Source organism: Sphingomonas sp. UBA978, from assembly GCF_002292295.1.
Classification (GTDB): domain Bacteria; phylum Pseudomonadota; class Alphaproteobacteria; order Sphingomonadales; family Sphingomonadaceae; genus Sphingomonas.
The window spans coordinates 269564-283510 of sequence record NZ_DBBS01000021.1 but is presented as its reverse complement, the minus strand read 5'-3'; the positions used below and the strand labels follow the sequence as shown (position 1 = coordinate 283510).

General features: G+C 70.2%; 15 protein-coding genes and 1 other RNA gene. 7 read left to right on the top strand and 9 right to left on the bottom strand.

Annotated elements, in window-relative coordinates; translation table 11 throughout:
* The first annotated feature begins 50 nt into the window (after nt 1-50).
* Nucleotides 51-1169: a CaiB/BaiF CoA transferase family protein gene (locus B2515_RS16385; RefSeq protein ID WP_293878156.1), complete on the top strand. Its 1119-nt coding sequence runs from the start codon at nt 51-53 to the stop codon at nt 1167-1169.
* Here B2515_RS16385 and B2515_RS16380 read toward each other — a convergent pair.
* Entirely contained in the window at nt 1166-2470 is a 1305-nt protein-coding gene (locus B2515_RS16380) for a sugar MFS transporter (protein WP_293878154.1), read from the bottom strand. The two genes, B2515_RS16385 and B2515_RS16380, sit on opposite strands and share 4 nt — an antisense overlap.
* A 67-nt stretch (nt 2471-2537) precedes the next feature.
* The gene (locus tag B2515_RS16375; protein WP_293878152.1) at nt 2538-3338 is read right to left on the bottom strand and encodes a DODA-type extradiol aromatic ring-opening family dioxygenase; all 801 of its coding nucleotides are present in this window, start codon (nt 3336-3338) and stop codon (nt 2538-2540) included.
* Nucleotides 3339-3414: 76 nt separating this feature from the next.
* Between B2515_RS16375 and B2515_RS16370 the strand changes: the two genes are divergently transcribed.
* The 3 genes from B2515_RS16370 to B2515_RS16360 all read left to right on the top strand — a co-directional run bounded on the left by B2515_RS16370 (nt 3415) and on the right by B2515_RS16360 (nt 5755).
* A complete protein-coding gene (locus B2515_RS16370) occupies nt 3415-3972 on the top strand; it encodes a (2Fe-2S)-binding protein (RefSeq protein ID WP_293878151.1) in 558 nt (185 codons plus the stop codon).
* A 109-nt stretch (nt 3973-4081) separates the two neighbouring features.
* A complete protein-coding gene (locus tag B2515_RS16365; RefSeq protein WP_293878149.1) occupies nt 4082-4975 on the top strand; it encodes an RcnB family protein in 894 nt (297 codons plus the stop codon).
* Between the two features lie 102 nt (nt 4976-5077).
* The gene (locus tag B2515_RS16360; protein WP_293878147.1) at nt 5078-5755 is read left to right on the top strand and encodes a prolyl hydroxylase family protein; all 678 of its coding nucleotides are present in this window, start codon (nt 5078-5080) and stop codon (nt 5753-5755) included.
* 84 nt (nt 5756-5839) lie between these two features.
* On the opposite strand, the gene ffs is transcribed toward B2515_RS16360, so the two are convergent.
* From ffs to B2515_RS16335, 5 genes are all read right to left on the bottom strand, one after another.
* Nucleotides 5840-5937, bottom strand: an RNA gene (ffs, locus tag B2515_RS16355) — signal recognition particle sRNA small type.
* Nucleotides 5938-5978: 41 nt separating this feature from the next.
* Entirely contained in the window at nt 5979-6290 is a 312-nt protein-coding gene (locus B2515_RS16350; protein ID WP_293878145.1) for a hypothetical protein, read from the bottom strand.
* A 120-nt stretch (nt 6291-6410) separates the two neighbouring features.
* The gene (locus B2515_RS16345; protein ID WP_293878143.1) at nt 6411-6722 is read right to left on the bottom strand and encodes a 2Fe-2S iron-sulfur cluster-binding protein; all 312 of its coding nucleotides are present in this window, start codon (nt 6720-6722) and stop codon (nt 6411-6413) included.
* The gene (locus tag B2515_RS16340; protein WP_293878516.1) at nt 6719-7786 is read right to left on the bottom strand and encodes a cysteine desulfurase family protein; all 1068 of its coding nucleotides are present in this window, start codon (nt 7784-7786) and stop codon (nt 6719-6721) included. Before B2515_RS16340 ends, B2515_RS16345 begins: the two co-directional genes overlap by 4 nt.
* Entirely contained in the window at nt 7783-8799 is a 1017-nt protein-coding gene (locus B2515_RS16335; protein ID WP_414711417.1) for a cysteine desulfurase family protein, read from the bottom strand. Before B2515_RS16335 ends, B2515_RS16340 begins: the two co-directional genes overlap by 4 nt.
* 135 nt (nt 8800-8934) lie before the next feature.
* On the opposite strand from B2515_RS16335, the gene B2515_RS16330 reads away from it, so the two are divergent.
* From B2515_RS16330 to B2515_RS16320, 3 genes are all read left to right on the top strand, one after another.
* Nucleotides 8935-9591: an alpha/beta hydrolase gene (locus tag B2515_RS16330; RefSeq protein WP_293878140.1), complete on the top strand. Its 657-nt coding sequence runs from the start codon at nt 8935-8937 to the stop codon at nt 9589-9591.
* Between the two features lie 42 nt (nt 9592-9633).
* Nucleotides 9634-10821, top strand: coding sequence for a hypothetical protein (locus B2515_RS16325; RefSeq protein WP_293878139.1), 1188 nt, complete (start codon nt 9634-9636; stop codon nt 10819-10821).
* 69 nt (nt 10822-10890) lie between these two features.
* Nucleotides 10891-11657, top strand: a protein-coding gene (locus tag B2515_RS16320) for an IS5 family transposase (protein WP_293878138.1) whose coding sequence is annotated in 2 segments (ribosomal slippage) — nt 10891-11215 and nt 11215-11657 — 768 coding nt in all. Because the reading frame shifts where the segments join, the coding sequence is not laid out codon by codon here.
* Between the two features lie 12 nt (nt 11658-11669).
* Here B2515_RS16320 and B2515_RS16315 read toward each other — a convergent pair.
* Together B2515_RS16315 and B2515_RS16310 are read right to left on the bottom strand one after the other, a co-directional pair.
* A complete protein-coding gene (locus tag B2515_RS16315; protein WP_293878136.1) occupies nt 11670-11849 on the bottom strand; it encodes a hypothetical protein in 180 nt (59 codons plus the stop codon).
* 1126 nt (nt 11850-12975) lie between these two features.
* Nucleotides 12976-13935, bottom strand: coding sequence for a threonine ammonia-lyase (locus B2515_RS16310; protein ID WP_293878134.1), 960 nt, complete (start codon nt 13933-13935; stop codon nt 12976-12978).
* Nucleotides 13936-13947: the final 12 nt, after the last annotated feature.

The following is a 13947-nucleotide window of genomic DNA, read 5'->3' as shown; positions in this document are numbered from 1 at the left end:
TGCTCGGTCGCGACCCGACCTAGTCTTTCCGAAAAACTGGGAGAGACACCATGGCCCCGCCCCCGCTCGCCGGCCTGCGCATCGTCGAGATGGCCGGGATCGGCCCCGGCCCGTTCTGCGGCATGATGCTCGCCGATCACGGCGCGGAGGTCATCCGCATCGACCGCGGCGTCCAGCCCGGCTTCAGCGATCCCGCCAGGGACCCCCTGCTCCGCTCGCGCCGGTCGATCGCGCTCGACCTCAAGACGCCGCAGGGCATCGCCGCGGTCCGCCGCATCGCCGCCACCGCCGATGGCTTGATCGAGGGCTTCCGCCCCGGCGTGATGGAACGGCTCGGGCTAGGCCCCGACCGGCTGCTCGCCGACAATCCGCGCCTCGTCTATGGCCGCATGACCGGCTGGGGGCAGGACGGCCCGCTCGCGCAGGAGCCGGGCCACGACATCAACTATATCGCGCTGTCGGGCGCACTTCACGCCTTCGGGCGGGCGGGCGACCGGCCGATGCCGCCGATCAACATGGTCGGCGATTTCGGCGGCGGCGGCATGCTGCTCGCCTTCGGCATGCTCGCCGCCTTGCTCCATGCGCAGCGCAGCGGCGAGGGACAGGTCGTCGATGCCGCGATGACCGAGGGATCGGCGCTGCTGATGGGCATGATCTGGGGCTTTCGCGCGATGGGCCAGTGGAGCGACGCGCGGGGCACCAATTTGCTCGACGGCGGCGCGCCCTTCTACGACACCTATGCGTGCGCCGACGGCAAATGGATCGCGGTCGGCGCGATCGAACCCGCCTTCTATGCCGCGCTGCGCCGCGTCCTTGCGCTGGACGACCCGCTCTGGACCCGCCAGTTCGATCCCGCCGCATGGCCCGCGATGCGAGAGGCGCTCGCCGCGCGCTTCCTGACCCGCAGCCGCGACGCCTGGGTCGCCGCCTTCGCCGGCAGCGAGGCCTGCGTCACGCCGGTCCTCGACGCCGCCGAAGCCGCAGCGCATCCCCACAACCGGCATCGCGCGATGCTGCCGTCCGCGGGCGGCGTCACCCAGCCCGCTCCGGCGCCGCGCTATTCCGCCAGCACCACCGTCCCGCCGGCGATGGCGACCGCCCGCGACGATGCCGCGGCGCTCGCCGATCTCGGCTTCTCGGCGGCGGAGATCGCCGACCTCGGGCTTTAGGCCGCCCGCTCCGCCTCGACCACCGGACGCCGTGCGTACAGGCCGTAAGCGAGGATGATCGCGTAGCAGACCGCGGGCAGCAGCAGCGAAAACTGCATCGACCCGGTGATGTCCGCGATCAGCCCGGTCAGTGGCGGCACGATCGCCCCGCCGACGATCGCCGTCGCGATCACGCCCGATCCCTCGGCCGCGCGCTTACCCAGCCCCTCGCTCGCGAGGCTGAAGATCGTCGGGAACATCACCGCGTTCATCAGCCCGATCGCCAGCAGCGTATAGCCCGCCAGCACGCCGGTGGTGTTGGCGGAGATCAGGATCAGCGCGATCGCGCCGGTCGCCACCGTCGCCAGCACCTTGCCCGGCGCGACGCGGGTCAGCACGTACGACCCGATGAAACGGCCGACCAGCGCCCCGCCCCAATAATAAGCGACGTAATTGCCCGCCGCCTGATCGCTGATCCCGAACACGGACGATTGCATCAGATAGAGGACGATGACCGATCCGATCGCCACTTCCGCCCCGACGTAGAGGAAGATGCACGCCGCCCCCATCGCGAAGCGCGGCCGCTTCAGCAGGGTGAAGGCGTGGAAGATGCTGCCGGTGTGATCCTGCTCCTCGTTCAGCCGGTTGCGGCGGGTCCACACCACCGCGGCGATCACCGCCAGCGCGACCGCGAGGCCCAGATAGGTGTGGACGATGACTTGCGAGGCTTCCTGCCGATAGGCGACCAGCGCGGCGCCGGACAGCGACGCCGCGCTGACGCTGGCGAGGCCGCCGAGGATCAGCGCCGAGCCGACGCGCGGGAAGATCGTCGTGCCGAGCGAGTTGAACGCCTGCGCGAAGGTCAGCCGGCTCGACGCCGTCTCGGGCTTGCCGAGCAGCGAGATCAGCGGATTGGCCACGACCTGCACGATGGTGATCCCCGCGCCGAGCACGAACAGCGCGACCAGGAACATGCCGAACGTCGCGCTCTTGGCGGCCGGGATGAACAACAGGCAGCCGACCATCATCGTGACGAGGCCGATCGAGGCGGTGCGCATATAGCCGGCCCGCCGCACGATCGCCGCGGCCGGCAGCGAGAACAGCGCATAGGCGAGGAAGAACGCCGACTGGACCAGCATCGACGTCGCATGGTCGAGCGTGAACAGCTCCTTCAGCTTCGGGATGATGATGTCGTTGAGGCTGGTGATGCCGCCGAAGATGAAGAACAGCGCGATGACGAACACGCGCAGGTCGGGGGCGTCATAGCCGTGGCTCGCGTCGCCCGACGCGCCGGCATTGCTGGTATCGATGTGCATGGCCATAGGAAAGGCAGCCTCTCGGGATCGTTTGCCCCGGCATAGGCGGCGTCCACCGCCGCTGGCAAGCCGTTCAGCCGAAGCGGAATCCGGACACCGCCCAGCCGATCACCACGTCGCGATAGTCGCGCACCGCCGGCCCGTCGCCCCCTGCGCCGAGCGCCACCATCAGCGGCAGCAGATGCTCCGCCTCGGGATGCGCGAAGCGCGCGTGTGGCAACGACGCCCAGTCGGCGACCCGCGCCGCCCGCCGCGCCGGGTCGGGATCGGTCGCCGCATCGGCCAGCGCCGCGTCCCATTGCGTCGCCACCGGCGTCACCTGCGGCCCGCGGGCGCGCATATTGTGAAAGCTCATTCCCGATCCGACGATCAGCGCCCCCTCGTCGCGCAGCGGCGCCAGCGCGCGGCCGATGGCGATATGCGCCGCCGGATCGAGGTCGGCACGCAGCGACATCTGCACGAGCGGAATGTCCGCGGCGGGGTTAGCGACCATCATCGGGATGAAGACGCCATGGTCCCACCCCCGCTCCGCCTCCTCGGCGACGGCATGGCCCGTGCCGCGCAGCAGGTCCGCCGCCCGGCGCGCCACCGCCGGCGCGCCGGGTGCATCCCAGCGCAGCCGGTAGGTGTGGTCGGGAAAGCCATAGTAATCGAACAGCAACGCCGGCCGCTCGCCGATATGCACGGTCACCTCCTGCGTCTCCCAATGACCGGACACCATCAGGATCGCCCGCGGCCGTTCGGGCAGCGACCCGATCAGCCCGGCCAGATAGGCCTGCATCGGCCGCCACATCGGATCGGGCGGGCCGCCCTCCGGGTCCATGAAGAAACAAGGGCCACCGCCATGCGGCACGAACAGCGTCGGAAGCGTCATGACGACAAGGTCGGCGCGATCGACGCCCGCCGCAATCGTCTGGATCGAAACGCCGCGTTTCGCCTAAGAGGGCGGCATGTCGCGCCTCACCGTCAACAACCAGCCGGTCGAATATCGCCTCGATCCCGCGACGCCGCTGCTGTGGGCGCTGCGCGACGCATCGAACCTGACGGGGACCAAATACGGCTGCGGCACCGGCCATTGCGGCGCCTGCACGGTCGATATCGACGGCCGTGCGGTCCTGTCCTGCCAGGTCCCGGTCGGCAGCGTCGAGGGCACGTACGTCACCACGATCGAGGGGCTGTCGCGCGAGCGCAACCATCCGCTGCAGCTCGCCTTCATCGCCGCCAGCGTCCCGCAATGCGGCTTCTGCATCACCGGCATCATCATGGCGGCGTCGGTGCTGCTCAAACGTAACGCCGACCCCGGCGAGGCAGACATCCGCGCCGCGATCCGCAACATCTGCCGCTGCGGCATCTATCCCCGCCTGATCGAGGCGATCCAGCGTGCGGGCCGCGCCGCCCGCGGCGAGGAGACGATCGCGGCGGGCGCCCGGCCCGGCATCGACCCCGCCGACGCGGCGCGCATCGTCCCCGCGCTGGTGCCGCCGCCCCGCGAGACGACGCGCGACTAGCTGTCGGAACGCTGACGAACCAATTCAGCTTCAGCACACGACGGAGGGCGTAGAGGGGTCCCATCATCGGAGCCGGCTCGTGCGCCGGCGGATTGAGGACGGGATCGTCATGAAGAGCATAATCAAGGCCCTGCTGGCGGCATCCATGCTGATGCCGATCGCCGCCCAGGCGCAGGAGCAGGACGGCCGCGAACGGGGCCAGGGCCGTCGCGGCGAATGGGGCCAGCGTGCGGACCGCCCCGATCGATCGGCGGAGGTCGGCGTCGACGCGCAGGTGCGCGCCGAACGCCCGCAGCGCGCCGAGTTCCGCGGCGAGCGCCAGCAGCCGGCTCCCGAAGCCCGCCCTGACACGCCACGCGGCGATCGCGACGGCCGCGGCTGGAACCGCGCGGACGGCAATCGCCCCGATGGCGGCCAGCGCGACTGGAACCGCGGCGGCGACCGCCAGGACCGGCCGGATCGTGGCGACGACCGTCGCTGGAACGGCGATCGCGGACAGGCCGGCAACGGCTGGCGCCAGCCCGACCGCGACGGACGCGACCAAATCCGTCCCGGCTTCCGCAACGACCGGCAGGACGATCGCCGTCCCGGCTACGGCCAGAACTTCGATCCGGGACGCGGCGACTGGCGCAGCAGTAACGGCCGTGGCAACGACTGGAACGACGGCCGCCGCTACGACAACCGCAGCGGCGCGTGGAACCGCGGCTGGCGCAACGACAACCGGTACGACTGGAACCGCAATCGCCAGCTGAACCGCGGCGCCTATCGCCTGCCGCGCTATTATGCGCCGTCGGGCTGGGGTCAGGGCTATCGTCGCTTCTCGGTCGGCGTCTCGCTGTCCTCGATCCTGTTCAATCGCAACTACTGGATCGAGGATCCCTACACCTATCGCCTGCCCGAGGCGTACGGCCCGTATCGCTGGGTGCGCTATTACGACGACGCGCTGCTGGTCGACATCCGCACCGGACAGGTCATCGATAGCGTCTACGGCATCTTCTACTGATCTGGCGGGAGGTCCGGCATCGGCGCCGGGCCTCCCCTGCCCCCCGCCGCCCCTGTCATCGCCCCCTTGTCATCGGCGAACCGTGACGGCATCTCTCGCGTCATGTTCGCTCGCAAGAAAGCGCCCGCCGCCTCCCCGCTCCGCCAGCAGATCGGCGCACGGGTCGCCGCGCGTCTCGACGCCAATCCGGCGATGATCGCGGCCGGGATCGCCGGCGTGCAGGTCTATTATCATCTCGACTTCCTCGACGCGGCCCAGTGCGATACGCTGATCGCGCTGATCGACGCCAACCGGCGGCCGTCGTCACTGCTGTCCGATCGCCAGGATCCCGATTTCCGCACCAGCGACAGCTGCGACATGAACCGCTACGCCCCCGAAGTGCAGCCGATCGACGAAGCGATCGCCGGCCTGCTCGGCATGGCGCCCGACCATGGCGAGACGATGCAGGGCCAGCGCTACGCTCCCGGCCAGCATTTCCGCGCGCATCACGATTACTTCCACGATACCGAAAGCTACTGGCAGCAGATGCAGGCCTCCGGCGGCCAGCGGACGTGGACGACGATGATCTACCTCAACGATGTCGCCGACGGCGGCGCCACCTGGTTCCCGCAAGCCGGCTTCAAGATCGCGCCGCGCCGCGGGCTGCTGCTCGCCTGGAACAACATGAACCCGGACGGCACGCCGAACGCACTGACGCTGCACGAAGGCACCGCGGTGGTGGAGGGAACGAAATATATCGTGACCAAGTGGTTCCGCGAGCGGTCGTGGCTCAAGCGGTAACGGTTTTGGTGGGGGAGCACGTCACGGCGACGCCGTGACGTCAGAAAAACGCCGTGCGCCGCCGGCATCGGCTTGCCGATGCGAGACGGTGGGAGCCGGGACGACCCGCGGCGAAATCGTTGCGGCTGCTTCCTTCCGGACCTGACCGGGTTGGCGACGACCACGTCCGCCCGACTCCCGCGGGCCATATGGCGGGGTCGGGCGGCGGGATCAAGCGTTCAGATCAACGATAGACACGGAAGCAGCGCCGCACCGGCCCGTAATAGCCGCGCTGGACCCGGCAGACGACCCGGCTGCGGCCATAGCCGCGCCCGTAGCCATAGCCCCGTCCGCGATCATAGCCGTAATGACGGCCGCGATCCCAGCGCCGGTCCGGCCCGCGGTTCCAGCGGCGATCGTAGCCGCGGTGATGGCCGCGATCGTAACCACGTTCGTAGCCCCGGTCGTAACCGTGCCGCTGCGCCTCGGCCGGCGCGGGCGCCATGAGCGTTCCCGCGGCGAGGGCGGCGGCGCTGAACAGTGCAATCAGCTTCATGATGGATACTCCTTTCACGCACCCGGGCGACCGGGCATCACGCACCATCGCGCCGCGGCCATGCACGGTTCCTGAATTCGCCGTTGTCGAAATGTCAGACTGACTGCCGGACCATGCCGGTCAGGGTGACGGCACCCACACCGTCAGCCCGTCCAGCGCGGCGGTCAGCCGGATCTGGCACGCCAGCCGGCTCGTCCGCGTCGCGGCGGGGACGAGGTCGAGCAGGTCCTCCTCCTCCTCCGCCGCGGCCGGCAGGCGCGCGATATCCTCTGCCGCCACCATGACATGGCAGGTCGCGCAGGCGAGATCGCCGTCGCACGTCCCCTCCAGCGGCTGACCGTCCGCCTGCGCGATGTCGAGCAGCCGCATGCCCTCGCCGCCCGCCGCCTCGCGCACGCCGCCGTCCGCCGCCACGAAGCGCACCCGGATCACGACCGCTGCCGATCCGCCGCCGCGAGGATCGCATCGAGTGCGTTACGCAGTTCCTCCTCCGTCGTGTAGCGCCCGAACCCCAGCCGGATGCTCGAGCGCGCCTGCGCCTCGGTCAGCCCGATCGCGCGCAGCACGTGGCTCGACCGGCCCGATCCGCTGGCGCAGGCGGATCCCGCCGAAAAGGCGATGCCGCGGCAGTCGGACATCAGCCGCGCCACATCCAGCCCGTCCCGCCGGACGTTGAGGTTGCCAAAGTAGCGCGGCTCGACCGCCCCGTTGACCGCCCAGCCCGGCAACCGCTCGATGGCCATCGCCCACAGCCACGCGACATGCGCCGCATCCGCCTCGCGCCTCTCCGCCATCAGACGCGCCGCGACGCCGAATCCCGCGCACAGCGCCGGCGACAGCGTGCCCGAACGGCCGCCCTCCTGATCGCCGCCGTGCAGCAACGGATCGAGCGTCACCCCGTCGCGGATCCAGAGCGCGCCGATCCCTTTGGGGCCATAGACTTTGTGCGCGGATAGCGCGACCAGATCGACGGTGTCGGGGATCGCGACCCGGCCATAGCCCTGCACCGCGTCGCACAGGAACAGCGCGCCCGCATCATGCGCCGCATCCGCCAGCGCCGCGATCGGCTGGATCACGCCGATCTCGTTGTTGACCAGCATCGCCGCGACCAGCCCGGTCCCGGGTGCGATTGCCGCGTCATCGGCGAGCCCGCACGCGTCCACCGTCCGAACCGTCGCGGCACGACCGTTGGCGGCGAGATACCGCACCGTGTCGAGCACCGCGGCATGTTCGGTCGCCAGCGTGACCAGCGGCCCGCCGCTGCCCTTGATCGCCCAGTTGAGCGCCTCGGTCGCGCCGGCGGTGAAGATCACGCGCCCGCCCGGCGGCAGCAGCGCCGCGACCTGGTCGCGCGCCACCTCCACCGCCGCCCTCGCCCCCCGCCCGGGCCGGTGCGCCGAATGCGGATTGGCATGCTGCGATTCGAGCCACGGCAGCATCGCGGCCAGCGCCTCTGGCGCGAGTGGCGTCGTCGCCTGATAGTCGAGGTAGATCATGCCGCGCGCCGCGTCGTACGCGCCATCTGCCGCCATGCCGCGACGAAGGCGTCGACCTCCGCGGCGGTCGTGGTCCGCCCGAAGCTCACCCGGATCACCTCGCGTCCCGCCGCCTCGTCCCAGCCCATCGCGGCGAGGACGTGGCTCGGCTTCATGCTGCCGCTCGAACAGGCGCTGCCCGCCGACACCGCGAAGCCCGCACCGTCGAGCAGGATCAGCTGCGCCGCCGCCGCCGCACCGCGCAGCCGGTACGACCCGATCGCCGGATGGCGCGGGCTGTCGGCGGCGACGATCTCGCCCCCCGACCGCAGGATCGCATCGTCCAGCCGCGCGCGCAGCGCATCATGGTCCGGCTCCGGTTCGGCCAGCGCCGCGGCATAGCCGAGCACGCCCGGCAGGTTCTCGGTGCCCGGCCGATAGCCCCGCTCCTGTCCGCCGCTCGGATGGAGCAGCCGCAGATCGCGGACCAGCAGCGCGCCGACGCCCGGCGGCCCGCCGCGCTTGTGCGCGGACAGCGCGACCATGTCGGCGACGGCCGCCAGTTCGTCCGACGCGGGCATCTGCGCCGCATCGACCAGCAGCATGCCGCCCGCCGCGTGCACCGCATCGGCGATCGCCGCGATCGGCTGGCGCACGCCCGTCTCGCTGTTCGCCCATTGCACGCAGACCAGCGCCGGCCCGTCCGCCAGCATCGCCGCCAGCGCCTCGCGATCGACGATCCCGTCCGCACCGACCGGCACTACGGCCGCCCCAGTGCCAGCGCGCATCACCGCATCATGCTCCACCGCGGTGATGAGCCGCCGCGGCAGCGTCGTCCGCCCCAGCGCGATGCCGAGCGATTCGCTCGCGCCGCTGGTCAGCAGCACCTCGCCCCGCCAGCCATGCGCCGCCGCGATCTCGCGCCGCGCCGCCTCCAGCGCCGCGCGCGCCGCCCGCCCCTCGGCATGCGGCGAGGACGGATTCGCCCAAAGCGCCAGCCCGTGGACGACGGCATCGCGCGCGGCGGCGGTCATCGGCGTGGTCGCGGCATGATCCAGATAGATACGATGGGGCAGGATTCGTTCCAATTGCGCAAGGGAGCGTCACGCCTATATAGCGCGCAACATTCTGCGCTCCACCAGCGCGCCCCTTCTTATGCGGCGAGGCTCATGCCCGAAGTCATTTTCCCCGGTCCCGAAGGCCGTCTCGAAGGGCGTTTCGCCCCGGCTCCCCGTCCCCGCGCGCCCGTCGCGATGATCCTCCACCCGCACCCGTCGGCAGGCGGTACGATGAACAACCGGCTGGTGCAGGAGCTCTACAAGACCTTCCAGCGCCGCGGGTTCGCCACCCTGCGCTTCAACTTCCGCGGCGTCGGCAAAAGCCAGGGGACGTTCGACAACGGCGTCGGCGAACTGTCCGACGCGGCGAGCGCGCTCGACTGGGTGCAGAGCTTCCACCCGGAGGCTTCGACCACCTGGATCGCCGGGGTCAGCTTCGGCGCGTGGATCGGCATGCAGCTGCTGATGCGCCGGCCGGAGATCCGCGGCTTCATCTCGGTCGCGCCGCCCGCGAACATGTACGATTTCAGCTTCCTCGCGCCCTGCCCGTCGTCGGGCATCATCATCCAGGGCGAGGCCGACGAGGTCGCGACCCCGGGGGCGACGCAGAAGCTGGTCGACAAGCTGCGCACGCAGAAGCACATCACCATCCATCACGACACGATTCCGAAGGCGAACCACTTCTTCGAGAACGAGACGCCGGAGCTGATGCGCTCGGTCGACAGCTATCTGGACATGCGGCTGGATCCGAATTCGCCGATCCGCTGATCGGGGAATGGACAGCATTGGACATATTGGTATGGTACCAATATGCTCCGTTCGATCGTATCGGCCGCTATCGGCCTGTCGCTGACCCCCGTCTCCGGGCTTGCGCCTGCCCAAGCCCAGCAGCCGGCGGAACGACACCGGTCCGCTCCGTCCGAAACCCGGGCCCTGACCCGGGTCGAGGCGGCGCGGGCACTGGTACGGATCGCGGCCGAACGCCGGCAGGCGATCCGCGTCGCCTACGGCCCGGCGATCGCCGCCAAAACGATCACGGTCGGCGGCAAGACGATGAAATGGGGCGACCGCACGTTCGGCACCGCCCCCGCGCAGGGCCGCAGCCTGTGGATATCGCTCCACGGCGGCGGCAACGCCCCGCCCGAGGTCAACGAGGGCCAGTGGCACAACCAGATCCGTCTCTACCAGCCGGCCGAGGGCCTGTATCTCGCGCCGCGCGCGCCGACCGATACGTGGAACCTGTGGCATGAGCCTCATATCGATCCGCTGCTCCAGCGGCTGATCGACGCGCAGGTCGCGATCAACGGGGTCGATCCCGACCGCGTCTATCTGATGGGCTATTCGGCAGGCGGCGACGGCGTCTGGCAGCTGGCGCCGCGGATGGCGGACCGGTTCGCCGCGGCCGCGATGATGGCGGGCCATCCCGGCGACGCCTCGCTGCTGCCGCTGCGCGACCTGCCCTTCGCGATCCTGATGGGCGGTGCCGACGACGCCTATGACCGCAACCGGCTGGCGGCGGAGAAGACGGCGGAGCTCGCGCGCCTCCACGCCGCCGATCCGGGTGGTTACGTCTACCTGTCGCGCATCTACGAAGGGTTGCCCCACTGGATGAACCGGCGCGATGCCGAAGCGGTGCCGTGGATGGCGCGCTTCACCCGCGATCCCTGGCCGCGCCGCATCGTCTGGGTGCAGGACGACGTCACCGCCGACCGCTTCTACTGGCTGCGCATTCCCGACGCGGCGGCGGCCAAGAGAGGCGATCGCACCGATGCGACGGTCGACGGGCAGACGATCGCGCTGACCGGCACGGTTCCGGCCGGCATGACGCTGCGCCTGTCCGATCGGCTGATCGATCTCGACCGGCCGGTCCGTGTCACGGTCGACGGCCGGCAGGTCTTCTCCGGCCGCGTGCCGCGCACCGCCGCGGCGATCCGGGCATCGCTGACGGAGCGGTTCGACCCTGCCTCCGCCGCGACGGCGACGCTCACGCTGCCCTAGGTTGTGAACTCATAAAGGTTGCGGCGATGAAAGGCGGCTGATTCAAGGTTTCTGAGGAGGAGGCTTGGAATGGCGCGATTTGATCTGAGCGAGGCGGAGTGGCGGCTGATCGAACCGTTGCTGCCGAACAAGCCGCGTGGTGTGGCGCGGGTGGACGACCGGCGGGTGCTGAACGGCATTTTTTACGTGCTGCGCACCGGTTCGCCGTGGCGCGACCTGCCAGCCCGCTATGGCCCACATACGACCGTCTACAACCGCTTCAATCGGTGGGCGAAGGCGGGTGTGTGGGTCCGGGTGTTCGAGACGCTGGCGGCGGGAGCGCCTGCATCGATGCATCTGATCGACAGTTCGATCGTCCGCGCCCACCAGCATGCGGCAGGAGGTAAAAAGGGGGTGCGGATCACGCCATCGGCCGTTCTCGTGGCGGATTGAGCACCAAGATCAACGCGCTGGTCGATCAGGACGGATTGCCGCTCAGGATCACGCTCTCAGCAGGGCAGGCTTCCGACAAGGCCGCCGTCGGGGCGCTGATCGACGGCCTGCCGCCGGCCAGGGCACTCGTCGCCGACCGCGGCTACGACGCCAGGGCGGTCATCGATCTCGTCCGATTACATGGCGGATGCGCTCACATCCCGACCCAGCGAGATCGTCGGATACAGCGTTCGATCGATCCAGCTATCTACCGCAGACGCAATGCCGTCGAACGATACTTCTGCAAGCTCAAGCACTTCCGCCGCGTCGCTACCCGCTTCGACAAGCTCGCCCGAAACTTCCTCGCCGCCGTCATGCTCGCGTCAACACGCATCCGTCTTAGAACTTATGAGTCCACAACCTAGGCGCGGCCTGCTTCACAATTGCCAGATGACGACGTTGCCGAGCAGCACCGCCGCCATCACCAGCAGCAACACGCCCTTCCGCCGGTCGCCACCCCGCGCGATCAGCGCCCCGCCCCCGATCAGGCAGGCGAAACACCCCAGCATCGCGATGGCGGGAGCGGCATTGGCGATCGATCCGAGCGGGCCATCCATGCGGCAAGTGTGCCGTGCCTGGTACGGGATGTCGAGCGCTGCCGTTTTCCGGTTTCCGAGCAAGGGCCGTAGCCCGGTTGGGAGCATTGTCGCGGCGGACGGCGGGACCGTCCAACATCGGACGGTCGCACCCGGGGCCTGCGCCGGGGCACTGTGGCTTGCTTCCCGTCCGACAGTAACCCCGGTGGGTTTTGCGCTGACGCGACGTTCCTCGCCAGCATTGCCGCCCGGTCATGCGTCAAAGCCGCACAAACCCGCCCCAGTTCCCCGGCGAAGGCCGGGGCCCAGTCGGGCGAGCCATCGTGGCGGCCCCCTGGCATCCGCCAAAATCCGACATGCCGACTGGGCCCCGGCCTCCGCCGGGGTACTGACGTATAATTCCCGTCCGACACCAATCCAGCAGCCCGCGCGCTGACGCGCCCTTCCCCGGCAGCATTGCCGCCGGGCCATGCGTCGAAGCCGAACCCTCCCACCCCAGTACCCCGGCGAAGGCCGGGGCCCAGTCGGGCGGACCATCGTGGCGGCCCTCGGCGTCCGCCAAAATCCGACATGCCAACTGGGCCCCGGCCCCCGCCGGGGAACTGAGGTGGGATTCCCGTCCGACAGTAATCCGGCAGCCCGCGTGCTGACACGACCTTCACCGCCAGCGTCGCCGCCCGGCCATGCATCGAAGCCGAACCCTCCCACCCCAGTACTCCGGCGAAGGCCGGGGCCCAGTTGGGCGGACCATCGTGGCGGCCCCCGGCGTCCGCCAAAATCCGACATCGCAACTGGACCCCGGCCTCCGCCGGGGAACTGACGTGTAATCCCGTCCGGCATTACCCCGGCGGCCTGCGCGCTTACGCGACCTTCCTCGCCGGCATCGCCGCCCCGCCATGCATCGAAGCCGAACCCTCCCACCTAGTTCCCCGGCGAAGGCCGGGGCCCAGACGGGCGAACCATCGTGGCAGACCCCGGCATCAGCCAACATCCGACATCCCAACTGGGCCCCGGCCTCCGCCGGGGTACTAACGTGCAATTCCTGTCCGCCACTCCCCGGCAGCCCGCGCTCCATCGCGACCTTCCCGCACCGGCGTCGCCGCCCGGTCATGCGTCGACGCGTCCCCCGCCGCTCAACCACCAACGCCTACCCGATCGCCCGCGCATAGGCGTCGATATCCACGTTCCCGCCCGACAGCACCACCAGCAGTCCGCGCTCCATCGCGACCTTGCCCGCCAGCAGCGCCGCCAACGCGACCGCGCCGCCCGGCTCGATCACCAGCCGCAGATGCTCCGCCGCCCAGCGCTGCGCCGCCGCCGTCTCCGCCTCGCTCACCGCCACGCCGGTCGCATCGCGCCGCGAGAGCACGTCGAAGGTCAGCGGCGATACGCGCGGGGTCTGGAGCGAATCGCAGGCGGTCGGCGGCGGGTTCGGCCCCACCGGCTCGATCCACGACGCCTCCAGCGAGCGGCGCATGTCGTCCCAGCCCTCGGGCTCGACGACGGTGATGCTCGCGTCCTTCAAACCCAGCGCGATCCCCGCCGACAGGCCGCCGCCGCCGCACGGGACCACCGCGCGCGCGACCGGCCCCAGCCCGAGCGCCGCCATCTGCGTCTCCGCCTCGATTCCCGCGCTGCCCTGCCCCTCGATGATCCACGGATCGTCGAAGCTCGGCACCAGAGTCGCGCCGCGCGCCTCGGCCAGCCGGCCCGCAATCGCCTCGCGGCTCTCGGTCGCGCGGTCGTAGCGAACCACCTCCGCCCCCAGCGCCAGCGTCCCCTCCAGCTTCGCCCTGGGAGCGTCCGCCGGCATCACGATCGTCGCGGCGATTCCCAGCCGCTTCGCCGCCCACGCCACCCCCTGCGCATGATTCCCCGACGAGAAGGCGACCACCCCGCGACGCCGCGCATCCTCGTCCAGCGCAGTCAGTCGATGCCATGCGCCGCGAATCTTGAATGCGCCGATCGGCTGCAGCGATTCCGCCTTGAATGCGACCTCTATCGCCTTGATTTCTTTAACATACAGCGGCGTCGGCGGCAGGATGCGGACGATTTTCTCGGCGGCGTCGCGTACCCCCGCCCGTGTCGGCTGTCGCAGAATCGTCACTTTTCGTCCTTT

Coding starts and splice junctions, on each gene's coding strand:
- B2515_RS16385 (WP_293878156.1), top strand. CDS start 51: ATGGCCCCGCCCCCGCTCGCCGGCCTGCGCATCGTCGAGATGGCCGGG.
- B2515_RS16380 (WP_293878154.1), bottom strand. CDS start 2,470: ATGGCCATGCACATCGATACCAGCAATGCCGGCGCGTCGGGCGACGCG.
- B2515_RS16375 (WP_293878152.1), bottom strand. CDS start 3,338: ATGACGCTTCCGACGCTGTTCGTGCCGCATGGCGGTGGCCCTTGTTTC.
- B2515_RS16370 (WP_293878151.1), top strand. CDS start 3,415: ATGTCGCGCCTCACCGTCAACAACCAGCCGGTCGAATATCGCCTCGAT.
- B2515_RS16365 (WP_293878149.1), top strand. CDS start 4,082: ATGAAGAGCATAATCAAGGCCCTGCTGGCGGCATCCATGCTGATGCCG.
- B2515_RS16360 (WP_293878147.1), top strand. CDS start 5,078: ATGTTCGCTCGCAAGAAAGCGCCCGCCGCCTCCCCGCTCCGCCAGCAG.
- B2515_RS16350 (WP_293878145.1), bottom strand. CDS start 6,290: ATGAAGCTGATTGCACTGTTCAGCGCCGCCGCCCTCGCCGCGGGAACG.
- B2515_RS16340 (WP_293878516.1), bottom strand. CDS start 7,786: ATGATCTACCTCGACTATCAGGCGACGACGCCACTCGCGCCAGAGGCG.
- B2515_RS16335 (WP_414711417.1), bottom strand. CDS start 8,799: ATGACCGCCGCCGCGCGCGATGCCGTCGTCCACGGGCTGGCGCTTTGG.
- B2515_RS16330 (WP_293878140.1), top strand. CDS start 8,935: ATGCCCGAAGTCATTTTCCCCGGTCCCGAAGGCCGTCTCGAAGGGCGT.
- B2515_RS16325 (WP_293878139.1), top strand. CDS start 9,634: ATGCTCCGTTCGATCGTATCGGCCGCTATCGGCCTGTCGCTGACCCCC.
- B2515_RS16315 (WP_293878136.1), bottom strand. CDS start 11,849: ATGGATGGCCCGCTCGGATCGATCGCCAATGCCGCTCCCGCCATCGCG.